This window comes from Roseofilum reptotaenium CS-1145 (genome assembly GCF_028330985.1).
Taxonomy (GTDB): Bacteria; Cyanobacteriota; Cyanobacteriia; order Cyanobacteriales; family Desertifilaceae; genus Roseofilum; species Roseofilum reptotaenium.
Genome location: NZ_JAQMUE010000087.1, coordinates 1 through 19,106 on the forward strand (window position 1 = coordinate 1; position 19,106 = coordinate 19,106).

Below are 19,106 nucleotides of genomic sequence, written 5' to 3' on the forward strand. Positions count from 1 at the left end.
CTCGATCAGCTAGAAGAAGTGTTGTACCAGCGCTGCCAAACCTTATTGAAACAGCCAGAATTAATTGGAGGGTTAACCGATTTTTACGGGTGGAGTGAACTCACTGCTATATCACAACTTATTCAACGGACTTGATATTACTCCATCCTCCTTTCCTTATCCCGAACTCAGGTTCACTAGGGACTTTTCTTCAGTTGAATGTAAATGTTTATGTCAACGTTCAACACTTCTGGACTTTACCATATGGGAGTCTGGAGCGATTTTGCTGTATCTGGCGGAAAAATATGGAGATTTACCGGATGATTTAGAAGCGCGATCGCAATAAGTACAATGGGTTTTGTTTGCCAATGCAACCCTAGGACCAGGATTATTTTTACCCGATAGGCGCGATCGAGAAATGCCTCATTTGTGAGAGCCACTGAATCAGCTTTTATCCCAACAGCCATTTTTATTGGGGTCGAATCTAGATGTGGCGGATGTTGCGGTAGCGTCTTATTTGTATTATGCCCAAATGTTAGCCAAACTTGATTATGGGGATTATCCCGCTATTGTGGCTTATCTGGAGTGCATTACTTCCCGAAAAGCATTTCAAAACACTTTAGAGCAACGGTTTGCTGGTTCATAGGTGTGGCTATAGGAGGGCTATATCGCGATCTCCCAGTCTATCTTCTCAAACTTCGTTTAGCCTGTCTAGCTCTGGCTCAATTTATTCTTATGGCCACCTAAAAATCGATGTCCTAAACCTCACCAGCGACCTCTTCCAATCCTTATCGAATACACGTTTTTGATCTTTAACTTCTAATTCTTAATTGACTAATGGATGACGATTTCCATTCCTTCACGGGCTAATTTACCCTGGGGAAAAACCGCCTGAATCTGTCGTTCAATCCCATCTAAAGAATCATCTGTATAACCGGGATCGTGGTGAAACATTACCAACTGCTTCACTTTAGCTTTTTTTGCTACCTCAATACCACTTTTCCAATTCCAATCTTTCGGTTGAGAATTACCCTTGGCCCCTTGCTTATCGATCATCCAGGTATGAGTATCATAGATCAGTACATCCGCTTCCCGGGCCAACTGAATCAATTCTGGATGGAGTTCATTGGTGTCTGCTTCAATATCTGTCGCGTAAACCACAATTTGATTCTGATAGTGAATGCGATAACCCAAAGTTTGATTAATCGGATTCAAACAACAGGTATGAATTTCCATCGCTTCCAGTTTTAGCACTTGCCCTGGATCGACATCGCAAAACTTGAGATCCGATCCCATAATTTCAATCGGAACGGGAAAGTTCGGGGGAAGCATTTGTTCTTTGAGCCGATCTTTCATCGAATCCCCATTCACTGCTGAGGAGCCATACACATAAAACCGATTGATGGGAATAAATGCGGGGACAAAAAACGGAAAGCCCTGAATTCGATCCCACTGACAATGGGACAGAAATAAATGAGCTTCCACTGGCATCCGACTTAAGAGGTATTTACCTAAAACGCGAACCCCAGTACCCGCATCAAAAATCAAAAAATGTTGAGGGGTTTCTAAGGTAACACAGGAGGTATTGCCACCGTAGCGGACGGTTTGTTCACCCGGTGTAGGTATATCACCTCGAACCCCCCAGAATTTAACGGTTAAGGGAGATGGAACGACGGATTCCGTATAATCCGCGCTGGATGCAGGTTTGACAACAGGAACTGAGGGATCGGATTGTGACATCTTTCGCTAAATTTAGCCTGGGTTTAGCTGAGTATTGTTCTTGTGAACGACTAGAGCGTAAGTGGTCTTGTGCCTACTAGCCTAGCGATTGCTTCTAAGGTTTCCTAGTGGAGTTCACAGGAATGAACAAAAGGAAATAGAAATGCAAACAGCGTATATGGGGTCATCTTAACCTGATCTGATCCAGATTTCCCACCCTAACTTTGATTGATTTCTGTGCTTAATCTCCTGTTGTCTGAGCAATGTTGATAAATACCGCTTTGTTTCAAGTCTATGCGATTGAGACTTGTTGCACCCTAAGACCTAGGTTACTGCCTGATCGGTAATTCCGGATGGTTGGTATCTCTTCAAGGTAGAGATACTCAAACATTCTGGAGGTTCAGGTTACCTAGATGCCCTGATTTTACCTTATTTTATTTTTTCAGGGGGGATCTTGTGATTTCAGGATCGCCAGACGTGAGCAAACGGATACTTTACCGATGTCACGCCTGCTAAGGTTAGGGAGGATGGCCAAAATTTGACCAGGGATGATTATTTAGCGGCTGCTTTGATACATTCTTCAACCAAGGGTAAAACTTGATCGATATCTTTCCATCCTAAGATCTCTGCGACTTTCTTCTCCAAGTTTTTGTAAGTCTTGAAGAACTCGGCAATCTCATCGAGTTTATGTTGGTGAACATCGTTGAGAGATTTTACGCCTGTATACCGGGGGTCTTTATCTGGAACACAGAGAATTTTTTCATCGCGATCGCCGCCATCGATCATTTCTAGCATCCCAATGGGTCGTGCAGCAATCACACACCCTGGAAAGGTAGGTTCATCCATCATGACCATACCGTCTAGAGGATCGCCATCATCAGCTAGGGTATTGGGAATAAATCCATAATCATAGGGGTAGTGGACAGAGGAATACAATACTCGGTCTAGAGCAAAGGCTTGTAAGTCCTTATCATATTCGTACTTATTCTTGCTTCCGGCTGTGATTTCGATCAATACACTCAATAAGCCAGGTTTCGGTTGGGCGGGAATCCGTGATAAATCCAAGAGTTTTCTCCAAATAGCATCAGTGGAGTGGGGAGGATGACTCCTCCTTGCCCCGAATCAAATTTTAGGGGAAGATGGTCACCAATCCCAACTGCTTGGTCTGAATGAATCGTTTTGAATCCGTTGGATTTTTTTAGTTCATAGGGGTCATTCTCTAGCTTGCGGTAAGGGATAGCCCACACCCGGTACAATTTTGACATTACCTGAAGAATAGTAGGCGATCGCCCACAAGGGTAAGGTCAAGGTTAATAAGGCAATGGCTGTGCCAATTACATCTGCTACCCTAGGTTTTGGGGGTTGGCCCCCAGTTCCAAGCTCACTTTCTGATTCCATACAGAAGGGGGTTTAATGACCTCTATTGAACAAAACAAGACTTGATATAGGAGGGGAGTTATTGACCCCTCGCTTTTATTTTACGGATTTGCGATCGCCAGATTGTTGTCAAACCAACAATCGTCTCTATTTTAATTAACTCATTTCTGGAGTTGTTGATTCTGAAGATTGGGTTAAGAATCGCTCACTGATTGTTTGGGTGAGGATATGGGAGAGCAAGCCAACGGGTCCGGCGAATAAACAGAGAATCAGGGAATGAACAGTCCAGACTCCGGTTCGTTGTCCTTCCCAATAAATCCAGCGCCCTACAAATAAATCCAGCACTAGAAAATGTACCCAACCGGTTGCGGTTGCCTCCGGATTAGCAAATAACCGAGCTAAATCGGCTAATTGGGGGTTTGCCAAAGCTGCCGCTGACTCCCCGTCAATTGTGCCAATCAAGAGATACACATACAAAGCCGCTAGAGCCACAAAGGGAAGGAATGACTTCATCACCCATCGAGTTCCCCCCCAATTGGGTAAGACAATGATTAACGTCCAAAAAGGCAGCACAAAAAGGTTTGCGCCATTAAACAACCAATCGAGCATCACGAACCTAAAATAATCCTGTAAAGGCTATTATACTCTCCTTGTTCGGGGCGATCGGTTTCACTAACGGTTAAACTAAATTTCGATAGAGTCCTTGAGCCACATCCAACAGGACAATCAATTGTTGCCATTCAGGAGCATTGGGATTAGAGCTATTAGCCCACTGAATTTTAATTTTTTTTTGCAAATCCTCAATACTCATGTCATCTCTAGACAAAGGGGGGAGAGGATCATGCTCATCTAGGTCAGAACTGGGGGTTATACCTGGACTCCCATGGGTGGGGTTAGGCTGGGACGGGTGTTCTTGAATTCGTTTGGCTTCCTTGGCTAAGGTTCTTGCTTGGCTGGATAAGTCTAAGTGGTTGTGAAGCGAAGAAGGCTGGTTTGATGCTAAATAGAGGTCGGACAATTTTTGCAAGAACTGGTGAACTTGGTCAACCCACAATAGGTCTACATCTCCTTCTGGAAGATTACCCGACTGATCCTGGTATATTTCCTTGATTTCTTTGGCTTTTCGCGACAAGGGCGTAATTTGTGGCGTAAGGGTTTCTGGGAGTCTCGGTATATCTAATAGATAGGCTTGGGCAGTTTGCGTTAAGAACAGACGGACTTTATCAATCCAATCTTTGTATTTTGACTGCCAGTTCACATCGTTCATAAACCCAATTCGCTGTTAATTTAATCTTGAATCAATTTTTTGTGATGAGAATGATGAAATCAGAGTTTTATGGGTGCGACTTACCTAAGCTAGTTGGTTTACCTCTACACCCAATGTTCTGAGAATACCCACTCTTACTAATCTAGACTAGAAAGGTGATCGCGGTCAAGCGACCTAAGTTTAAGTAAGTTTAAGCCATTTGAGTTCTGGTCTATTTTTCCGTGAGTTTCCAGACTCCATCCCAAGTTTCATCTGGTGGATTATCCTCATAGAGCATACAACGCTGAATATGCAATTTAGACGCTTTATTATTGGGATCGGCTTTGAGAACCTTTTGGAACTCCTCTTGAGCCTGTTTGAAAGACTCTTTAGCTTTAGCTGCAAATGGTTCGCGAGCTAAATCAATAAACTTGCGCAGTTGAGCAGAAGACATTTCCTGAGCTTCTTCAGCCAACATTTGCCGAGTCTCCTCTGCTCCTACAAACTGACACACTTTCGCTTGCAGCAATTTCTTCACTTGACGGGGAGTGAGTTCATTCACTTTTTCTGGTAACGTCGTTTGCCAGTAAGTATCAGTTACCGTTTTGCGACTGAGATCGTCTACCTCCAACATCCGTTTTAAGGTTGCTGCCCCTAAAAGCTCAATTAACTCTTCCCGGTCAACCTGGGCCAGCATCTTGGAGAGCATCTGAGTTTCATCATAGGAAACTTTTTTCAACTCTGATTCCGATAACTCTTCTAACTGTTCCAAAACCGCTAGGATTTCGTTGTAAGACAACTTATCGTGGGCTGGTTGTAAATAGTGCTTGCGTCCCTGTTCATAATGGGTTTTCACTGCTTCTTGTTTCTCGGTGAGGGGACGGCCAACTACCGAAGTCTCTTCTCGAATTCCTAACAGTTCATAAATGGTGACCGGTTTGCTCTTCCCTTTCACTGTAATATTATCGAGTTCTCGGACATAGACGCGATCGGCATAGTTCCTGTACGTTTTTTCGCTGATTACAATATCGGTTCCATATTGCTTACTGGTTCCTTCCAAACGAGAAGCCAAATTTACCCCATCACCAATGGAGGTTAATTCCATGCGCTTAGATGAGCCGATGTTACCACTGACGACCACATCGGAGTGAATGCCAATCCCAATGCTAATTTCCATTAGCCCTTGTGCTTTCCGTTTCTGGTTATATTCAGCCAGGCGATAGCGCATTTCTACAGCCGTTTGCATGGCACACCAGGCGTGATCTTCTAGGGGTGCAGGAGAGCCAAAGACGGCCATGAGAGCATCACCAATATATTTATCCAAGGTTCCACCGTAGCGGAAGACCGAATCGACCATTTCCTCAAAGTAGCTGTTGAGCATGGCGACCACTTCTTCCGCTTGCAATTTCTCCGTCAAGGTGGTGTAGCTGCGAATGTCACTAAACAGGACAGAGACTTCTTTGCGTTTTCCACCAAGTCCTGTATCGCCACTAGCGAGTAGGGATTCAGCTACTTCTGGGGTCATATAGCGATACATCAAGCTCTTGACTTGTTTTTCATCGCTGATGTCTTCCATCACTACTAATGCACCATTGACTTTTGTTGGATCAAGGGCATCATTCATCGAATTAATCGAAAGGTTAACACTTTGCTCAACATCTTCCCCATCTTCTCCCGAAAGAATCAGGGTTTGATCGGGATAAAATTGCTGGCGTTCCTTATTATCTTGAGGGGCAAGGGCGGCATCAAACCATTTTTTAAAGTCTCCTTCTTTGATCCGAATCAGGGGACAGAGCAGTTGCCCTTCGAGTTCCCTTTCATCGAGTCCTAAAAGTTCTTTGGCACATTGGTTTGCGGCAATAATGTGACCATTTTTGTTAGTGGAAATCACGCCATTGGTCAAACTGCGCAGGATATCTTCCTGCATTTTTTGTTGTTGTTTGACCTGATCGAAGAGCTTGGCATTTTGTAGCGCCACTCCTGCTTGAATGTTAAAGGCTCGCATGAATTCTAGGTCATTGCGATTAAAGCTAGATTTCCATTGCTCTGGAGCTTCCGGCCAGTTTTCGGGGTTGTAGTTGGGATATTCGCCTTGTTTTTTCTTATTAATCAGTTGGGTTACGCCAATGAGTCGATCGTCGGCATTAAAGACAGGCATACAGAGCATACTACACGTGCGATACTTAGTGGTCTGGTCTGTTTTTTTGGAGGTTTCAGAACGGGGGTCATTGTAGAGATCAAAGGGGATTAAGAGGGGTTCTCCAGATTCGGCTACCATACCGGCAAATCCGGCACTTCTGGGAATACGAATTTCGGTTAGGTTACCAGCAATGAGAATTTTTGTCCACAATTCTCCTTTTTCTTCATCAAGGAGCCAAAGGGTGCTGCGATCGGCGTTCATCAGTTCTTTCGCCTGATCCATCACTTTTCCGAGGGTGTCTTCTAAGTCCAGACTACTCTTACTTAGGGAGTTGACAGCGTTCATCAGCGCAGAGGCTGCCCGTTGCCGTTGGGTAGCTGCGTAGAAGGATTTGGAGGATTCTAGGATTAAGCGAATGGAAGGAGCAAATTCTTTGAAGACCTGTTCATCTTCTGCGGTGAAACCTTTGAGATCGATTTTGTCGTCTAATTCGGCTTCGCGATCGGCATCGATTTGGAGTTTATTAATCAGTTGTACGACTGCCACTAATTCCCCAGTTTCTTCATTCTCCAGGGGCATGGCGACCATGGTGTAGGTGCGATAGCCATTTTTTTTGTCGAAGGCTTTAGCAGTGGTCGATCGCGGATCGTCATAGAAGTCGTAGGGAATATTGACGACTTTGCGAAAGGTGGCGACTTCTCCAGCAATCCCTTTATCAGCGGGAATGCGAATTTCTAGGGCGTTACCTTTTTCATCTTTGGCAACGATGGTAAAGAGTTCATTTTTTTCTTCATCAAACAGAAAGATACTGGTGCGATCGGCATTAAGGAGTTCTCCAGTTTTTAGGGTAATCGATCGCAGCATTTCATCAAGAATGGCATCAAACCCCTGGTTCTCCAAGAGGTTATCTAACATCGATAGGGTTTGATTTACGACTTTGAGCTTGTCTTCAACGTCGCTGACGACTTGCTTAAAGGTATCTTTTTTCAGGGGAGCTAAAAAACTGGAAAAATCACCCCCTCCTCCTGTTGTAACTAACCCTCCGGTAATACCAGAGGACTCATTCGGTTCTGGGGGAGCAGGTTGAGGGGCATTGTCTTCTACATCTATGACCGTTGCTGATACGGCATGGGCAGGAGTTCCATCCGCATTTATTGCATCAATATCGATCGTGGTGGCGGTTGTGTCCACAATAGGAGAGTTGGAAGATGATGTTGCCATAGATGTCACCGATATATTAAGAGTTATGTCTTCGTTTAGTGGGAAACTCAAGGGCCTAAAGGCACATTTTTTTAATTTAGTAAGCTACAGCTTAGAGAAGGGAACCATCGGTTAGGTGTATCTTAAAGGACGAATCCGGAAGATTCAAGAGTTAGGATAGCCTAATTTTAATCGCAATTGAATTTTGCAGCCATGACAGCTTGGATCTGTGCACTCTTCCTTTGGTCTGGGTCGAGGGTTTTCCCAGTGTACCGAAAAATGGGGGAAGGGATTACGTTCTTGGGGAATTGAGGTAGCTTGGGGGAGGAGACCAGGGAAGAAAAGTCACGGTTTAGGAGGGTTGATGATGGCGTTGACGTTTTTTGTTGGCTTGTTGAAGCAGAGATTCGGCAAAGGATAGGGCTTCGAGGGCTGAGTTACCTCCGGTGAGTTGGGCGAGTTCTTGACAGCGTTGTTGATCGTTGAGGAGGGTGACGCGAACGACTGTTCTAGGATGGTTGCCGGCATTTTCGGTAATGGTTTCTTTGCGGACTTGTAAATGATGATCGGCGAGGGAAGCAATTAAGGGTTGGTGGGTGACACACAGAACTTGATGATGTTGGGAGAGGTGATGGAGCTTATCGGCGATCGCCTCTGCAACTCGTCCTGAGACCCCAGCATCAATTTCGTCAAATACTAAGGTATTGACGGGGTTAATCTGGGAAAAACAGCCCGTCAAAGCCAGCAAAAAGCGGCTCATTTCCCCTCCCGAAGCTGTAGTCGCTAAGGGTTGAATGGGTTCTCCGGGGTTCGTACTTATACCAAAAGTGATGCGATCGCCGCCTGTGGCTGTAATGGGGATGGGCGTAAGAGCGACTTTGAATTGCACTTTGTCCATAGCTAGGGGTTTGAGTTCTTCAACCAAACGCGCCTCTAGTTTAGCGGCAGCTTTTTGGCGCTGTAAGTGTAGCTGATTACATAATGTTTTCAAGTGCTCTAAGGCTTGTCGATCATCTTTTTCCAATTGTTCTAGAGATTCACTGGTGGCGGTGAGGTCGTCAAGTTCGGTTTGAATAGTCTGCCAGTAGGTGAGGCACTCTGAAAGGGATGGCCCATATTTACGGCAGATTTGCTTGAGTTCAAAAATCCGTGCTTCCACACTATCGAGGCGTTCGGGGTCAGTTTCGAGGCGATCGCTATAGGCATTGATTTGTTGTCCAGCTTCTTCAACTTGTACTAGGGCTTCATTCACTAAGTCTAGAATCGGTTGCAGTTGGGGATCGTAGGGAAGGATATCATCGAGCAAACTGGTGGCTTCTCCGAGTAGATCGGCAGCAGCTAAGGAGCGATCGCCCTGATACAGAGCTTGATAAATTTGATAGCTTTTCTGTTGCAGTTCGACACTATGGGAGAGCCGTTGACTTTCTTGTTCGAGTTCGGTTAATTCATCGGCTGTGGTGAGTTGGGCCTGATTTAACTCCGTGAGTTGATATTCTAAAAGGTCAATCCGTTGCAGTCGAGATTGTTCATCCTGTCGTTGTCGCTGGAGTTTAGCCGCTAGTTTTTGCTTCGTTTCATAAGCCACTGCTACTTGTTTTTGCACGGCTAAGAGTTCACTCCCTCCATAGAGATCTAACCATTGCCTCTGTCGCATGGCATCTCCAAGTTGTACGGTTTGCCCTTGAGCCGCAATGCTGGCTAATAATTCTCGTAGGGTTTCCATTTGCCGACGGTTGACCAGAATTCCGTTGAGGCGAGATCGCGATCGCCATGTGCCTTGATAGATCTTGATCTCCCGACTACAGGTCAGGGTTTGGTCTTCCATTGGGTCTATTTCTTGACCTTGTAGCCATTCTCGAACCAGGGGAGAAAGGGTAAACGTGGCTTCAATTAACCCTTGGGACGCTCCTGAGCGGATCGCTTTAGGATTTAATTTGCCGCCGAGGGCAGCATCAAGGGCATCTAGAATAATGGATTTTCCAGCTCCAGTCTCTCCAGTGAAGACGGTTAAGCCTGGGGCAAAGTCCAATTCTAGGCGATCGATAAGGGCAAAGTTCTCAATTTTTAGGGAGATTAACATAGACGGCTTACTTACCAGAAAAGCACTTGATCCAGGGAACCGAACAAATTTGATCGAGCGTCTCAAGGGGGGGAATTGTTAAAATTACTTTACAATCAGTAATGGATCTAGCCCACCTCAAGTCATGAATGTCAATATGCCATCTTCATCTTCCCATCAACAGGGGTTATCAAAAGTCGAGGACTTCCAGAGTCCCAGTTCTTCTTCTGCACATTTTAGTCCCATGTCAGAAGAGACGATTATATCCAATAATTCAGCCGTGGAACCCCCAGAGATCCATTACGATCCGCAGGAGTTGATGGACTTTTACCGTTCCCGTCCCTGGGAAGTATGGGGACGGATGATCGCGCTCGTGTGGTCTTTTCTTGGCTTGGTTGTGGGCTTATGGTGGGATAAACGTATCGGGGGAGCTTCGGAAAAAAAAGAGCGCCAGCGGGCGGTTCAATTGCGGGAGACCTTAACTCGATTGGGCCCAGCCTATATTAAGGTAGGGCAAGCCTTATCGACTCGGCCGGATCTGCTGCCTCCAATGTTTTTAGAGGAGTTAACCCGGCTTCAAGATCAACTTCCCCCGTTTCCGAATGAGGTGGCTTATCAGTTCATTGAGGAAGAGTTAGGCGATCGCCCCGAATTTATTTATGCTGAAATTAGCGCTAAACCCGTAGCTGCCGCTTCTTTGGGTCAGGTTTACAAAGGGAAGCTCAAATCTGGGGAAACGGTGGCGATCAAAGTTCAACGTCCAGATTTACGGGAAAAAATTTCTCTAGATTTGTATATTCTCCGCTCTTTAGCTGCTTGGGTACAGAAAAGTCGGCGCGTGCGGAGTGATTTAGTGGCGATCGCCGATGAATTTGGCGCTCGCATTTATGAAGAAATGGACTATACCCATGAAGGCAGAAATGCCGAACGATTTGAGCAATTATATGGGTATCTGCCGGATATTTATGTGCCCCGGATTTATTGGCCATATACCAATCGTCGGGTGTTAACGATGGAGTGGATTACGGGCACAAAATTAACCGATTTAGAGAAAATTCGCCAGCAAGGGTTAGATGCGTCCTATTTAATTGAAGTGGGGGTTGAATGTTCCCTACGACAATTGCTCGAACATGGGTTTTTCCATGCTGATCCCCATCCCGGTAACTTACTCGCCTCTGGCGATGGGAAATTAGTCTATCTGGATTTTGGCATGATGAGCGAGGTCAAGGACTATCAACGCTATGGCCTAATTGAAGCGATCGTGCATCTTGTAAATCGCGATTTTTCCGGGTTAGCCCATGATTATGTCAAACTAGAATTTCTCGCGCCAGATACAGATTTAACTCCGATTATTCCGGCTTTATCAAAAGTTTTTAATGATGCTCTGGGTGCATCTGTGGCTGAGTTGAACTTTAAGAATATTACTGATCAACTCTCCCAGGTGATGTATGATTATCCGTTTCGGGTTCCCGCCTATTATGCCTTAATTATTCGATCTTTAGTAACGCTAGAAGGGATTGCCATTAATGTGAATCCTAATTTTAAAGTTTTGAGTAAAGCGTATCCCTATGTAGCTAAACGTTTATTAACTGACCAATCTCCAGAATTGCGAACCTCCTTAAGGGATTTATTATTCAAAGATGGCAGTTTCCGTTGGAATCGGTTGGAAAATCTACTCAAAAATGCCCGTGATAGTCAAGATTATGATTTAGATGTAGTATTAAATCAAACAATTGAGTTCCTTTTTTCCGATCGCGGCAGTTTTATCCGCGATCGCATCGTCGAGGAAATTGTCAAAAGCTTAGACACCCTAGGACGTACTACTCTGGAAAATGTCAGTCATCGTTTCCGGAAAACAGTAGGGATGAATGGTCAAAAACCCGTTGCACCCCTATCTACAGGTAATCCTGAAGATCGGAAAAACATCGAACATATGCAGCGAATTTTACAAATTGTGCAAGCAACGCAAGGGTTTGATCCCATAAAAATTGCGCCGTTATTACCCAAGGTTTTATTCAAGCCCGAAACCCAACAAATGGGACAACAAATTGCCAGTGGATTAGCTCAACGAGTTTTAGCACGGTTTATTCGAGAAGTGTTACTCAGTGAAGATGGGGGCAATGGAACTTCAGAAAAAAAGTTAGCATCAGCTCCTAAATCAGATTCCCCAGCTTTGGCTTTACCGGCTGCGGTGGTGTCAATCAAATAATACCCTTCTCCTTTCACTCTCAAGGCTTTCAGGCATTAATTGTTAATGGAGCTGGGAAGAGATGAAGAAGATTATATTTAGGTGTAGATTGGAACTCCTTATGAAGATGAAGATAGACTAAAACGAGAGGGGGAAATGCATGTCCATGGGAGATCGGACGAAGGAGCGCTCAACCTTCCAGACCCTGTTTGCAAATCCAGGTACACTAGGAAAAACCCTGATGTCTCTCCAAAGCGATGGTCTCTCATGCTGACATTTTAAGTCTCTGCCAACAGAGTGCGATCGGCAAACGCTTGCCCAATGCCCTCTATATTCATCTGACGGCTCTGGATGCTCTTGATACCCAACTGCAAGAGTACGAAACCCTCGGCCGTCAAATAGCAGGAGAAATAGAACCGCCGACGTTAATTAAATTTCACCTCGATCAAGCGAAAATTTCCTATCTCTATTATCCCGATTTTGACGACGACCCCCATCCTCGTCTGCACGCCAGTTTACAAGTGGATTTTGCCCAGGAAAAAGCGGTTTATCGCGACTACCGCAATAGCGATAATCCTCCCATTTTGCACCGCAAGGAAACCTTTGTTACGACCCATTATCCCCATTATGAGAAGTTTGCCCAGTTAACCCAACAGGAAGAAGAATGGGGACTCTTAAATAAACGGAGTGGGTTTTCTATTGGCACATTAAAGCATTGGCAAAAATGGTTATCGGTGCATCGGGTGACAATTGAGGATCATCAGGTCGTTGCCATGGAAGCGACGGTAAATACAACCTATGCGCCAGTGATTGAAAGCTATAAAGCGGCCATGGTACGCAAGGAGTTATCCCGGCCGATGCGTTTGGCATTAGAAGCGGAGTTATTTACCCCAGAAACGACGTTTTTTGACTATGGATGTGGGCATGGGGAAGATATTAAACAGATTGCCAGGAAGGGATATAGCAGTGGTGGATGGGACCCCTATTATCGCCCGGATACGCCGCTTTATGAGGCTGATATTGTCAATTTGGGCTATGTGATTAATGTGATTGAAGACCAGGGAGAACGCCGGGAAGCGCTGTTGAAAGCCTGGGAGTTAACGCAAAAGGTTTTGGTGGTGTCGGCGCAGGTGTTGATTAGTGCAGCAAGCGATCGCCTGATGGCCTATGCTGATGGAGTGATTACCCAGCGCAATACGTTCCAGAAATATTATGAACAGGAAGAGCTGAAAACCTATATCGATCAAGTCTTAGAGGTCGATGCAGTACCTGTAGATTTGGGGATTTACTTCGTATTTCGCGATCGCACCCAAGCCGAGATTTTCCGCGCCTCCCGCTTCCATTCGCGCCTTTCCACCCCTCGCATCCGCATAGAAGTGCGCCGGTTTGAAGACTATCAAGATTTACTCGCTCCCCTGATGGCATTTTTTACCGATCGCGGACGACTGCCCAAACGAGGAGAATTAGCCGCAGAAGCACCCATCTTAGAGGAGTTTGGCACATTTCGCCGTGCCTTTCAACTCGTCCTCCAAGTCACTGAAGAAGAGGAATGGGAAAAAATCGCTACCTCTCGCCGTCAGGATTTCCTGGTCTATCTCGCCCTGTCTCATTTTAGCGATCGCCCCCAATTTCGCCACCTCTCCCCCAGCATCAAGCAAGACATTCAAAGCTTATTTGGCAGCTATAAAAGTGCCTGTATTTTAGCCGATCAAATGCTCTTTAGTTTAGGCGACTTAGACTTTATTTCTCGCTGCTGTCAGAACTCTCCCGTTGGCAAATTCACTCCCAAATCCTTTACCGTCCACTCCCATTATCTCGACTCCCTTGATCCACGTTTAAGACTTTATGAAGGCTGCGCCAACCGAACCATTGGCAGACTCGAAGGAGCAACCCTGATTAAATTTCACCTCAATCTTCCCAAAATCTCCTATCTCTTTTATCCCGATTTTGACCCAATTCCCCACCCCCTCTTAAAAACAATCCTGCAAATTGACCTACGAGATTTAGCCGTCTATTATGAAAGCTATGACGATCATCCCAATCCCCCTATCTTGCACCGCAAAGAACAATTTATTGACTCTACCTATCCCCAGTTTGAAAAATTCCAGAAACTCAGCCAACAAGAAGAAAAATGGGGACTTTTTGAGGATTGGAAAGCTATCCAAACCCGTCGCGGATGGCTCAAATGTTTAGAAGAACATGGAGCAGAAATTAGTGCATCCCAAGTTCGTTGGCGCAAAGACCTCGACCCCTATCGCCTCAAGCTCTTAAAATCGGCTCATAAAAAACGATTAGCCGCCTATAAAAAAAGACATCATTAATTCATCATGGATCGAGACCGAATTTTAATTACCATTGGTTTTGGCTGTATCGGATTATTATTTTGCTTTACCCTATACGCCGAAATTATGCATCGCTGGCGTATTCATCAAGCCGATGGCGTTTGGTGTGTATGGATCAATCCCCAGGGAAATAAAGAAGTCAATTATGGGCGAGAAAATTGCTCAGTTCGTCCAGATTCAGAGGATTGATGGATTGACCGTTGTCAGCCTAACTCAATAGCTATGGTTAGGGCACTCTAAAAGCTAACTTTCTTTAATTAGATCATCATATTTGCTATGGGGGCCAATCCAAAACCATAGGATTCCCTCTGGTTCATCAGAACCTAAAGCTCTATAATTTTTCCCAACTCTTACAGACCATAAACTTCCGATCTTTTTGAAATGTAAAGAGGGATGCTTCGGATCGTTCTTAAGCCACTCATAATTCTTGTCTGCCAGAGCCTGAACTTCCTGTGGCAACTGACGGTAGGATTCCCAAAACTGGGGAGTAGTGAAATGCGTTAAATTTTCTGGCACTTTCCATCTTTGAATTCTTTCCTTGCTTGTTGAATAAGACCATCTAGCTTGCCTGCTTCAAGGTCTTCCTCAATTTGCCGATCCCAGAGAGATTCAGAAAATTCATCGAGCCACTGAACCAGTTCTTTTAACTCTCCTGTAGAAAGTTTCATTACTGCGTCTTGGATTTCGGTAACCGTCATAACACCTCTTTCAGAAATGTATTGCATCTATAATTAATTTTGATTTTCAACCCATGTCGGAGTAAAATTATAACATTTTTCTGGATCGTTCGCCCTGCTCCCCCATCAACACCTGTCCTAGCAACCCAAATCATAACAAGAAGATAATTCGCTATTATTAAAGGAATTGAGATTATCTCACTGCATAAAATCCTGAGTATTGGACGGCTCTGATTATTGATAAGTTATGAATATTCCTGAAACCCTCGGTTGGCCAACTTCGGTAGAGGAGGCAAAATTAATCCAAGCAGTGAATGAGTTGGTTAGGACAGTAGGTTATAGTTTTAGGCAATAGGCACGAATCGCAATAGAAAATGTCCTAACTATCCTTTGCCCTGCTATAAAATAGATCTCATTTGTTCCAGGACGGTCGATTTAAGGCCAATCGAGAGTCTCCATATCTACATCATCTGGCGGAGGAGTCTTGTAATTACGTTCTCTGATGCGGTGTACAAATCGATCTGGCAGCCTAAAAAAATGTTTCTCTACATAATGAGAGAGGTCATCTGGCCAAAATAAAATACCATCACTCCGATATACAAGTGTGTTGATTGTCTCATCACACTTGTGACATTTTTTACGCTTATTTGAAGCGACCACCATATTAGGAGCCTTTTTCAAATATTCAATGATTTTATCTTTATCAGGAGGAAGCCAATTTTCATCAATATGCGCGCTCAGATCGAAAGGTTGACCGGTGTGTCTTTCCTCTGCATACCAAAAACCATACCAGTTATATTTCCAGTCATGGGCGAATTTTTCTGCTTTTATATTCATACATAGATCAGGGGGTATTTAAGAAAGAACAGTTGAAATGAAGGGGGTTTGAGGGAAGAATTGCTGTTCATTGCTTTAAATTTAGCATAATAAAGATCTACGAGCAAAGTGGATAAGTTATGAAGATTCCTGAAACCCTCGGTTGGCCGACTTTGGTAGAGGAGGCAAAATTAATCCAAGAAGAATGGCGCGATCGCACCGTCACCTCCGATGAACTCCCAGAAGTCCATTGGGTTGCTGGAGTCGATCTAGGATTTGAAGATGACGGCAAAACCACCAGAGCAGCAGTTGCGGTGCTGAGTTTTCCCGACTTAAAGCTGATCGAAACGGCGATCGCCCTTTGTCCAACGATCTTTCCCTATGTTCCAGGTTTTCTCTCCTTTCGCGAAGTCCCTCCCATCCTCAAAGCGCTCCGTCAACTCACCATAACCCCCGATTTAATCCTCTGCGATGGTCAAGGATTGGCACATCCGCGCAGATTTGGATTAGCCTGTCATCTGGGGACACTGCTCGATTGTCCCACCATTGGTGTAGCAAAATCCCGGTTTATCGGCACTCATGATGAACCTGCACCCAAACGAGGCAGTTGGACTTCTCTCAAAGATGGGGAAGAAACCATCGGTGCAGTGCTGAGAACCCGCACCAAAGTCAAACCTCTGTATGTCTCCATTGGCCATAAGATCAGCCTAGAGACGGCGATCGCCTATGTCCTCAATTGTAGTCCCCATTACCGTCTCCCCGAAACCACTCGTATCGCCGATCGCTTGGCCTCCAATCGAATTTAGCGCTACCGATGAAGTACAATAGACCCAGATTCAGAACCTGTCTTCTGAAGCGTTGGGTTAGCGCGACTTATAGAACCTTATGGAAGAAAATAACCAGTCTTTAAACTTACAATTTAATCCGAATCGCTCCTATATCCCCATTTCCTATGAAGATGCGGATGTAGGCTTATGTACTCCAGAATTTGCGGCCAGTATTGTTGACACCATCAACAAATCCGAAAAACTCCAACAGGAAAACGAAAAGCTCACTCAACGTAATAAAACCCTAACTAAAGCCTTGAAAATGGCGTGTACCGACTTAGTGAAACAGTTGGGAGGAACTCCCCAACAAATCAATGAGTTATTCAAGCAATATGTCGATCGCTTCAAGCGTCCCGACCATGGTTCGCGGGCGATCATGTTCTTATTGCGCGATCGCCAAGAACAACTCGATATTAGTGATAAAGAGTTTGTCCGCTTTTGTGACTCCTATAAGCTCTCCCCCCAAGATCTGCGGGATGTGTATGGAGGAAAAGAAATTAGCGACGAACAAATTGTGGCGATCGCCCGCATCGTCGGCCGTGCGCCCAAAGAACTGATCCAAATTCGGGATGGATTCACCGATAATGAAATTTCCAAACTTGCCCGTATTTTAGGAACCAGTACTGAAGAACTCTCGGAACTCTTTGAAAGTCAATAGACTTCTTGCAGAAGTCAGGTAAAAGGCAATAGGCACGAATAGCAATAGTCATCAGAATATATGATTACTGCATTGCTCTTCATTTTCCCCTTTCCTGTTCCCTATTCTCTAGCGCAAAGCGCTGTATATTTTTGTATGAGTGATATGAATGATCCCCCACCCAAGCAAGGGTTTGGACAATGGATTAGTTTTGCCGCCGATCGCTTTGGATTTGCCGGTTTAGGTTATATTCTCGGCGCAATCCTGGTTCTGGTCATCGGTTGGTTGATTCACGCTTCCCAGAAATCCCCTCCTTCCAACCCCAAAACCCCTACTGAACAACAGCCATAACGAGGATAGGGGGATGGGGAGACACGGAGAAACTGCGGACGCGGGGACGCAGGGACACCGAGATGCCGAGATTACCCATTACCCATTACTTATTACCCAATTACCTATTTATGACCATTCAACTCTTTCAGATCGGCGAGCAGGATTTGAGCGACGAGCAACTCGCCCATTATATGCAAGCAGGCGAAATTGCTGTAGATACGGAAACCATGGGCCTATTGCCCCTGCGCGATCGCCTCTGTTTAGTGCAAATTTCTGACCCCCAAGGCCATGTAATTGCCATCCGGATCGCCAAAGGACAAACCACAGCCCCCAACCTCAAACAACTGCTAGAGTCTCCAAAGATCACTAAAGTCTTTCACTTTGCCCGATTTGATGTTGCCCAATTTCAGCATCATTTCAATATCATCGTTAACCCGATCTTCTGTACCAAAATCGCCAGCAAACTTGCCCGTACCTACACCAACCGTCACGGACTCAAAGAATTAGTCCAAGAACTGGAAAAAGTTGAACTTGATAAAAGCGCCCAAAGCTCAGATTGGGGAAATGTAGGTAACCTCTCCGAGGAACAACTCAGTTACGCGGCCAATGACGTGCGCTATCTTCTCAACGTTAAAGAAAAGCTCATCCACATGCTACACCGAGAAGAGCGTTGGGAACTTGCTCAACAGTGTTTTGGTTGTATTCCTGTTTTAGTCGCCTTAGATCTGTTGCAGTACAAAGATGTCTTAGAGCATTAATTGAGTCATAAATGAGATCAAGTCTGCCCCAATTCAGGATACTCTCTTACCTGTAGTTTTAGCAGCCGAAGCAACTATACAACAAGATCCCAAATGGTTTCTATAAACTCTAGAATACTTGCTGGCAAAGACCTCGCCTAGCTTATATCGACAGTGACCTAGAAGAGCAACAGCAAGGGACAAAATTCGCACAGAGTCCTGAGGTCAAAAGAGACTATCCAGATGTATTAGTAGAAGTATGGGCTGAAAACGAGCATGGTATTGGGTTAACTGGAAATATGCTGTGTATACTACTGAAATCCCATGTCTTGACTGAATTCTAGAACTCTGATCAGAATCTGCGATCTCGACGGTACTGCCTGTAGATACTGTATTAGCCTCACTAGAGGCAATTTGTCGCCAAACCAGACCCATGGTTTCGGTGATCGCTGATATGAAATTTATTAATTATTAATTGAGATAAATCTAGACATTTAAGCTGGTCTTTGCTACAATTATAGGTTGTAATGCCCATGCGGATGTGGCGGAATTGGTAGACGCGCTAGATTTAGGTTCTAGTGTCTTCGTGACGTGAAGGTTCAAGTCCTTTCATCCGCATTGCCTGAAAAACTGGCGGTAAAAGGTCTTTCACCTCCTCATCGCCAAGACAAGAGAACCTCTCACACATATTCAACACAAAACCACCATAGCACCTCCAAAAGTAAGGGGCAAGAAATAGGTTAAATGGGTTAGATAGTAATTAGAGTTTTCTATAGAATCCATAGAGAAATCCAAGGGGGTTCCCTCAGAGGAGACTGAGAGAAACCCA

19 protein-coding genes and 1 tRNA gene are annotated in these 19,106 nt (G+C 44.9%); 9 read left to right on the plus strand and 11 right to left on the minus strand.

Annotated features, from left to right (window positions below):
• Positions 1 to 236 precede the first annotated feature (236 nt).
• Positions 237 to 446: a hypothetical protein gene (locus tag PN466_RS19370; RefSeq protein WP_271942649.1), complete on the minus strand. Its 210-nt coding sequence runs from the start codon at positions 444 to 446 to the stop codon at positions 237 to 239.
• A gap of 23 nt (positions 447 to 469) precedes the next feature.
• On the opposite strand from PN466_RS19370, the gene PN466_RS19375 reads away from it, so the two are divergent.
• The gene (locus PN466_RS19375; RefSeq protein ID WP_271942652.1) at positions 470 to 625 is read left to right on the plus strand and encodes a hypothetical protein; all 156 of its coding nucleotides are present in this window, start codon (positions 470 to 472) and stop codon (positions 623 to 625) included.
• A 188-nt stretch (positions 626 to 813) separates the two neighbouring features.
• Here PN466_RS19375 and PN466_RS19380 read toward each other — a convergent pair whose 3' ends face one another.
• The 7 genes from PN466_RS19380 to recN form a co-directional block, all read right to left on the minus strand.
• A complete protein-coding gene (locus tag PN466_RS19380) occupies positions 814 to 1,719 on the minus strand; it encodes an MBL fold metallo-hydrolase (RefSeq protein ID WP_271942655.1) in 906 nt (301 codons plus the stop codon).
• Positions 1,720 to 2,250: 531 nt separating this feature from the next.
• Positions 2,251 to 2,763, minus strand: coding sequence for an inorganic diphosphatase (locus tag PN466_RS19385; protein ID WP_271942658.1), 513 nt, complete (start codon positions 2,761 to 2,763; stop codon positions 2,251 to 2,253).
• Positions 2,764 to 2,910: 147 nt separating this feature from the next.
• Positions 2,911 to 3,096, minus strand: a complete 186-nt coding sequence (locus PN466_RS19390) for a hypothetical protein (protein WP_271942660.1) — start codon at positions 3,094 to 3,096, stop codon at positions 2,911 to 2,913.
• Between the two features lie 135 nt (positions 3,097 to 3,231).
• Positions 3,232 to 3,684: an ABA4-like family protein gene (locus PN466_RS19395; protein WP_271942662.1), complete on the minus strand. Its 453-nt coding sequence runs from the start codon at positions 3,682 to 3,684 to the stop codon at positions 3,232 to 3,234.
• A gap of 70 nt (positions 3,685 to 3,754) precedes the next feature.
• Positions 3,755 to 4,342, minus strand: a complete 588-nt coding sequence (locus PN466_RS19400; RefSeq protein WP_271942664.1) for a hypothetical protein — start codon at positions 4,340 to 4,342, stop codon at positions 3,755 to 3,757.
• 211 nt (positions 4,343 to 4,553) lie between these two features.
• Positions 4,554 to 7,682, minus strand: coding sequence for a GAF domain-containing protein (locus tag PN466_RS19405; RefSeq protein ID WP_271942667.1), 3,129 nt, complete (start codon positions 7,680 to 7,682; stop codon positions 4,554 to 4,556).
• A gap of 331 nt (positions 7,683 to 8,013) precedes the next feature.
• Complete coding sequence (recN, locus tag PN466_RS19410) at positions 8,014 to 9,741, minus strand: DNA repair protein RecN (RefSeq protein WP_271942670.1); 1,728 nt, start codon at positions 9,739 to 9,741, stop codon at positions 8,014 to 8,016.
• Positions 9,742 to 9,877: 136 nt separating this feature from the next.
• Here recN and PN466_RS19415 point away from each other — a divergent pair, with 136 nt between their 5' ends.
• The 3 genes from PN466_RS19415 (at position 9,878) to PN466_RS19425 (ending at position 14,439) form a co-directional block, all read left to right on the plus strand.
• Positions 9,878 to 11,929, plus strand: coding sequence for an ABC1 kinase family protein (locus tag PN466_RS19415; RefSeq protein ID WP_313898664.1), 2,052 nt, complete (start codon positions 9,878 to 9,880; stop codon positions 11,927 to 11,929).
• Positions 11,930 to 12,165: 236 nt separating this feature from the next.
• Positions 12,166 to 14,229, plus strand: a complete 2,064-nt coding sequence (locus PN466_RS19420; RefSeq protein WP_271942672.1) for a DNA phosphorothioation-associated putative methyltransferase — start codon at positions 12,166 to 12,168, stop codon at positions 14,227 to 14,229.
• A 6-nt stretch (positions 14,230 to 14,235) separates the two neighbouring features.
• Positions 14,236 to 14,439 carry a hypothetical protein gene (locus PN466_RS19425; RefSeq protein ID WP_271942675.1) on the plus strand — a complete coding sequence of 68 codons (204 nt, stop codon included), beginning with the start codon at positions 14,236 to 14,238 and terminating at the stop codon, positions 14,437 to 14,439.
• A gap of 54 nt (positions 14,440 to 14,493) precedes the next feature.
• Here the strand turns inward: PN466_RS19425 and PN466_RS19430 are convergent, their stop codons facing one another.
• The 3 genes from PN466_RS19430 to PN466_RS19440 form a co-directional block, all read right to left on the minus strand.
• Positions 14,494 to 14,766: a ParE family toxin-like protein gene (locus PN466_RS19430; RefSeq protein WP_271942678.1), complete on the minus strand. Its 273-nt coding sequence runs from the start codon at positions 14,764 to 14,766 to the stop codon at positions 14,494 to 14,496.
• Positions 14,751 to 14,975, minus strand: coding sequence for a hypothetical protein (locus PN466_RS19435; protein ID WP_271942681.1), 225 nt, complete (start codon positions 14,973 to 14,975; stop codon positions 14,751 to 14,753). The genes PN466_RS19430 and PN466_RS19435 overlap by 16 nt, the downstream gene beginning before the upstream one ends.
• A gap of 387 nt (positions 14,976 to 15,362) precedes the next feature.
• A complete protein-coding gene (locus PN466_RS19440; protein WP_271942683.1) occupies positions 15,363 to 15,764 on the minus strand; it encodes a hypothetical protein in 402 nt (133 codons plus the stop codon).
• 119 nt (positions 15,765 to 15,883) lie between these two features.
• On the opposite strand from PN466_RS19440, the gene nfi reads away from it, so the two are divergent.
• The 5 genes from nfi to PN466_RS19465 all read left to right on the plus strand — a co-directional run bounded on the left by nfi (position 15,884) and on the right by PN466_RS19465 (position 18,895).
• The gene (gene nfi / locus PN466_RS19445; protein WP_271942685.1) at positions 15,884 to 16,549 is read left to right on the plus strand and encodes a deoxyribonuclease V; all 666 of its coding nucleotides are present in this window, start codon (positions 15,884 to 15,886) and stop codon (positions 16,547 to 16,549) included.
• A gap of 79 nt (positions 16,550 to 16,628) precedes the next feature.
• A complete protein-coding gene (locus PN466_RS19450; RefSeq protein WP_271942687.1) occupies positions 16,629 to 17,228 on the plus strand; it encodes a hypothetical protein in 600 nt (199 codons plus the stop codon).
• 144 nt (positions 17,229 to 17,372) lie between these two features.
• Positions 17,373 to 17,558 (plus strand): hypothetical protein, encoded by a 186-nt coding sequence (locus PN466_RS19455; protein WP_271942690.1) that lies wholly within the window; start codon positions 17,373 to 17,375, stop codon positions 17,556 to 17,558.
• A gap of 110 nt (positions 17,559 to 17,668) precedes the next feature.
• Entirely contained in the window at positions 17,669 to 18,298 is a 630-nt protein-coding gene (locus tag PN466_RS19460; protein ID WP_271942694.1) for a ribonuclease D, read from the plus strand.
• Positions 18,299 to 18,812: 514 nt separating this feature from the next.
• Positions 18,813 to 18,895, plus strand: a tRNA-Leu gene (locus PN466_RS19465).
• Positions 18,896 to 19,106 lie beyond the last annotated feature (211 nt).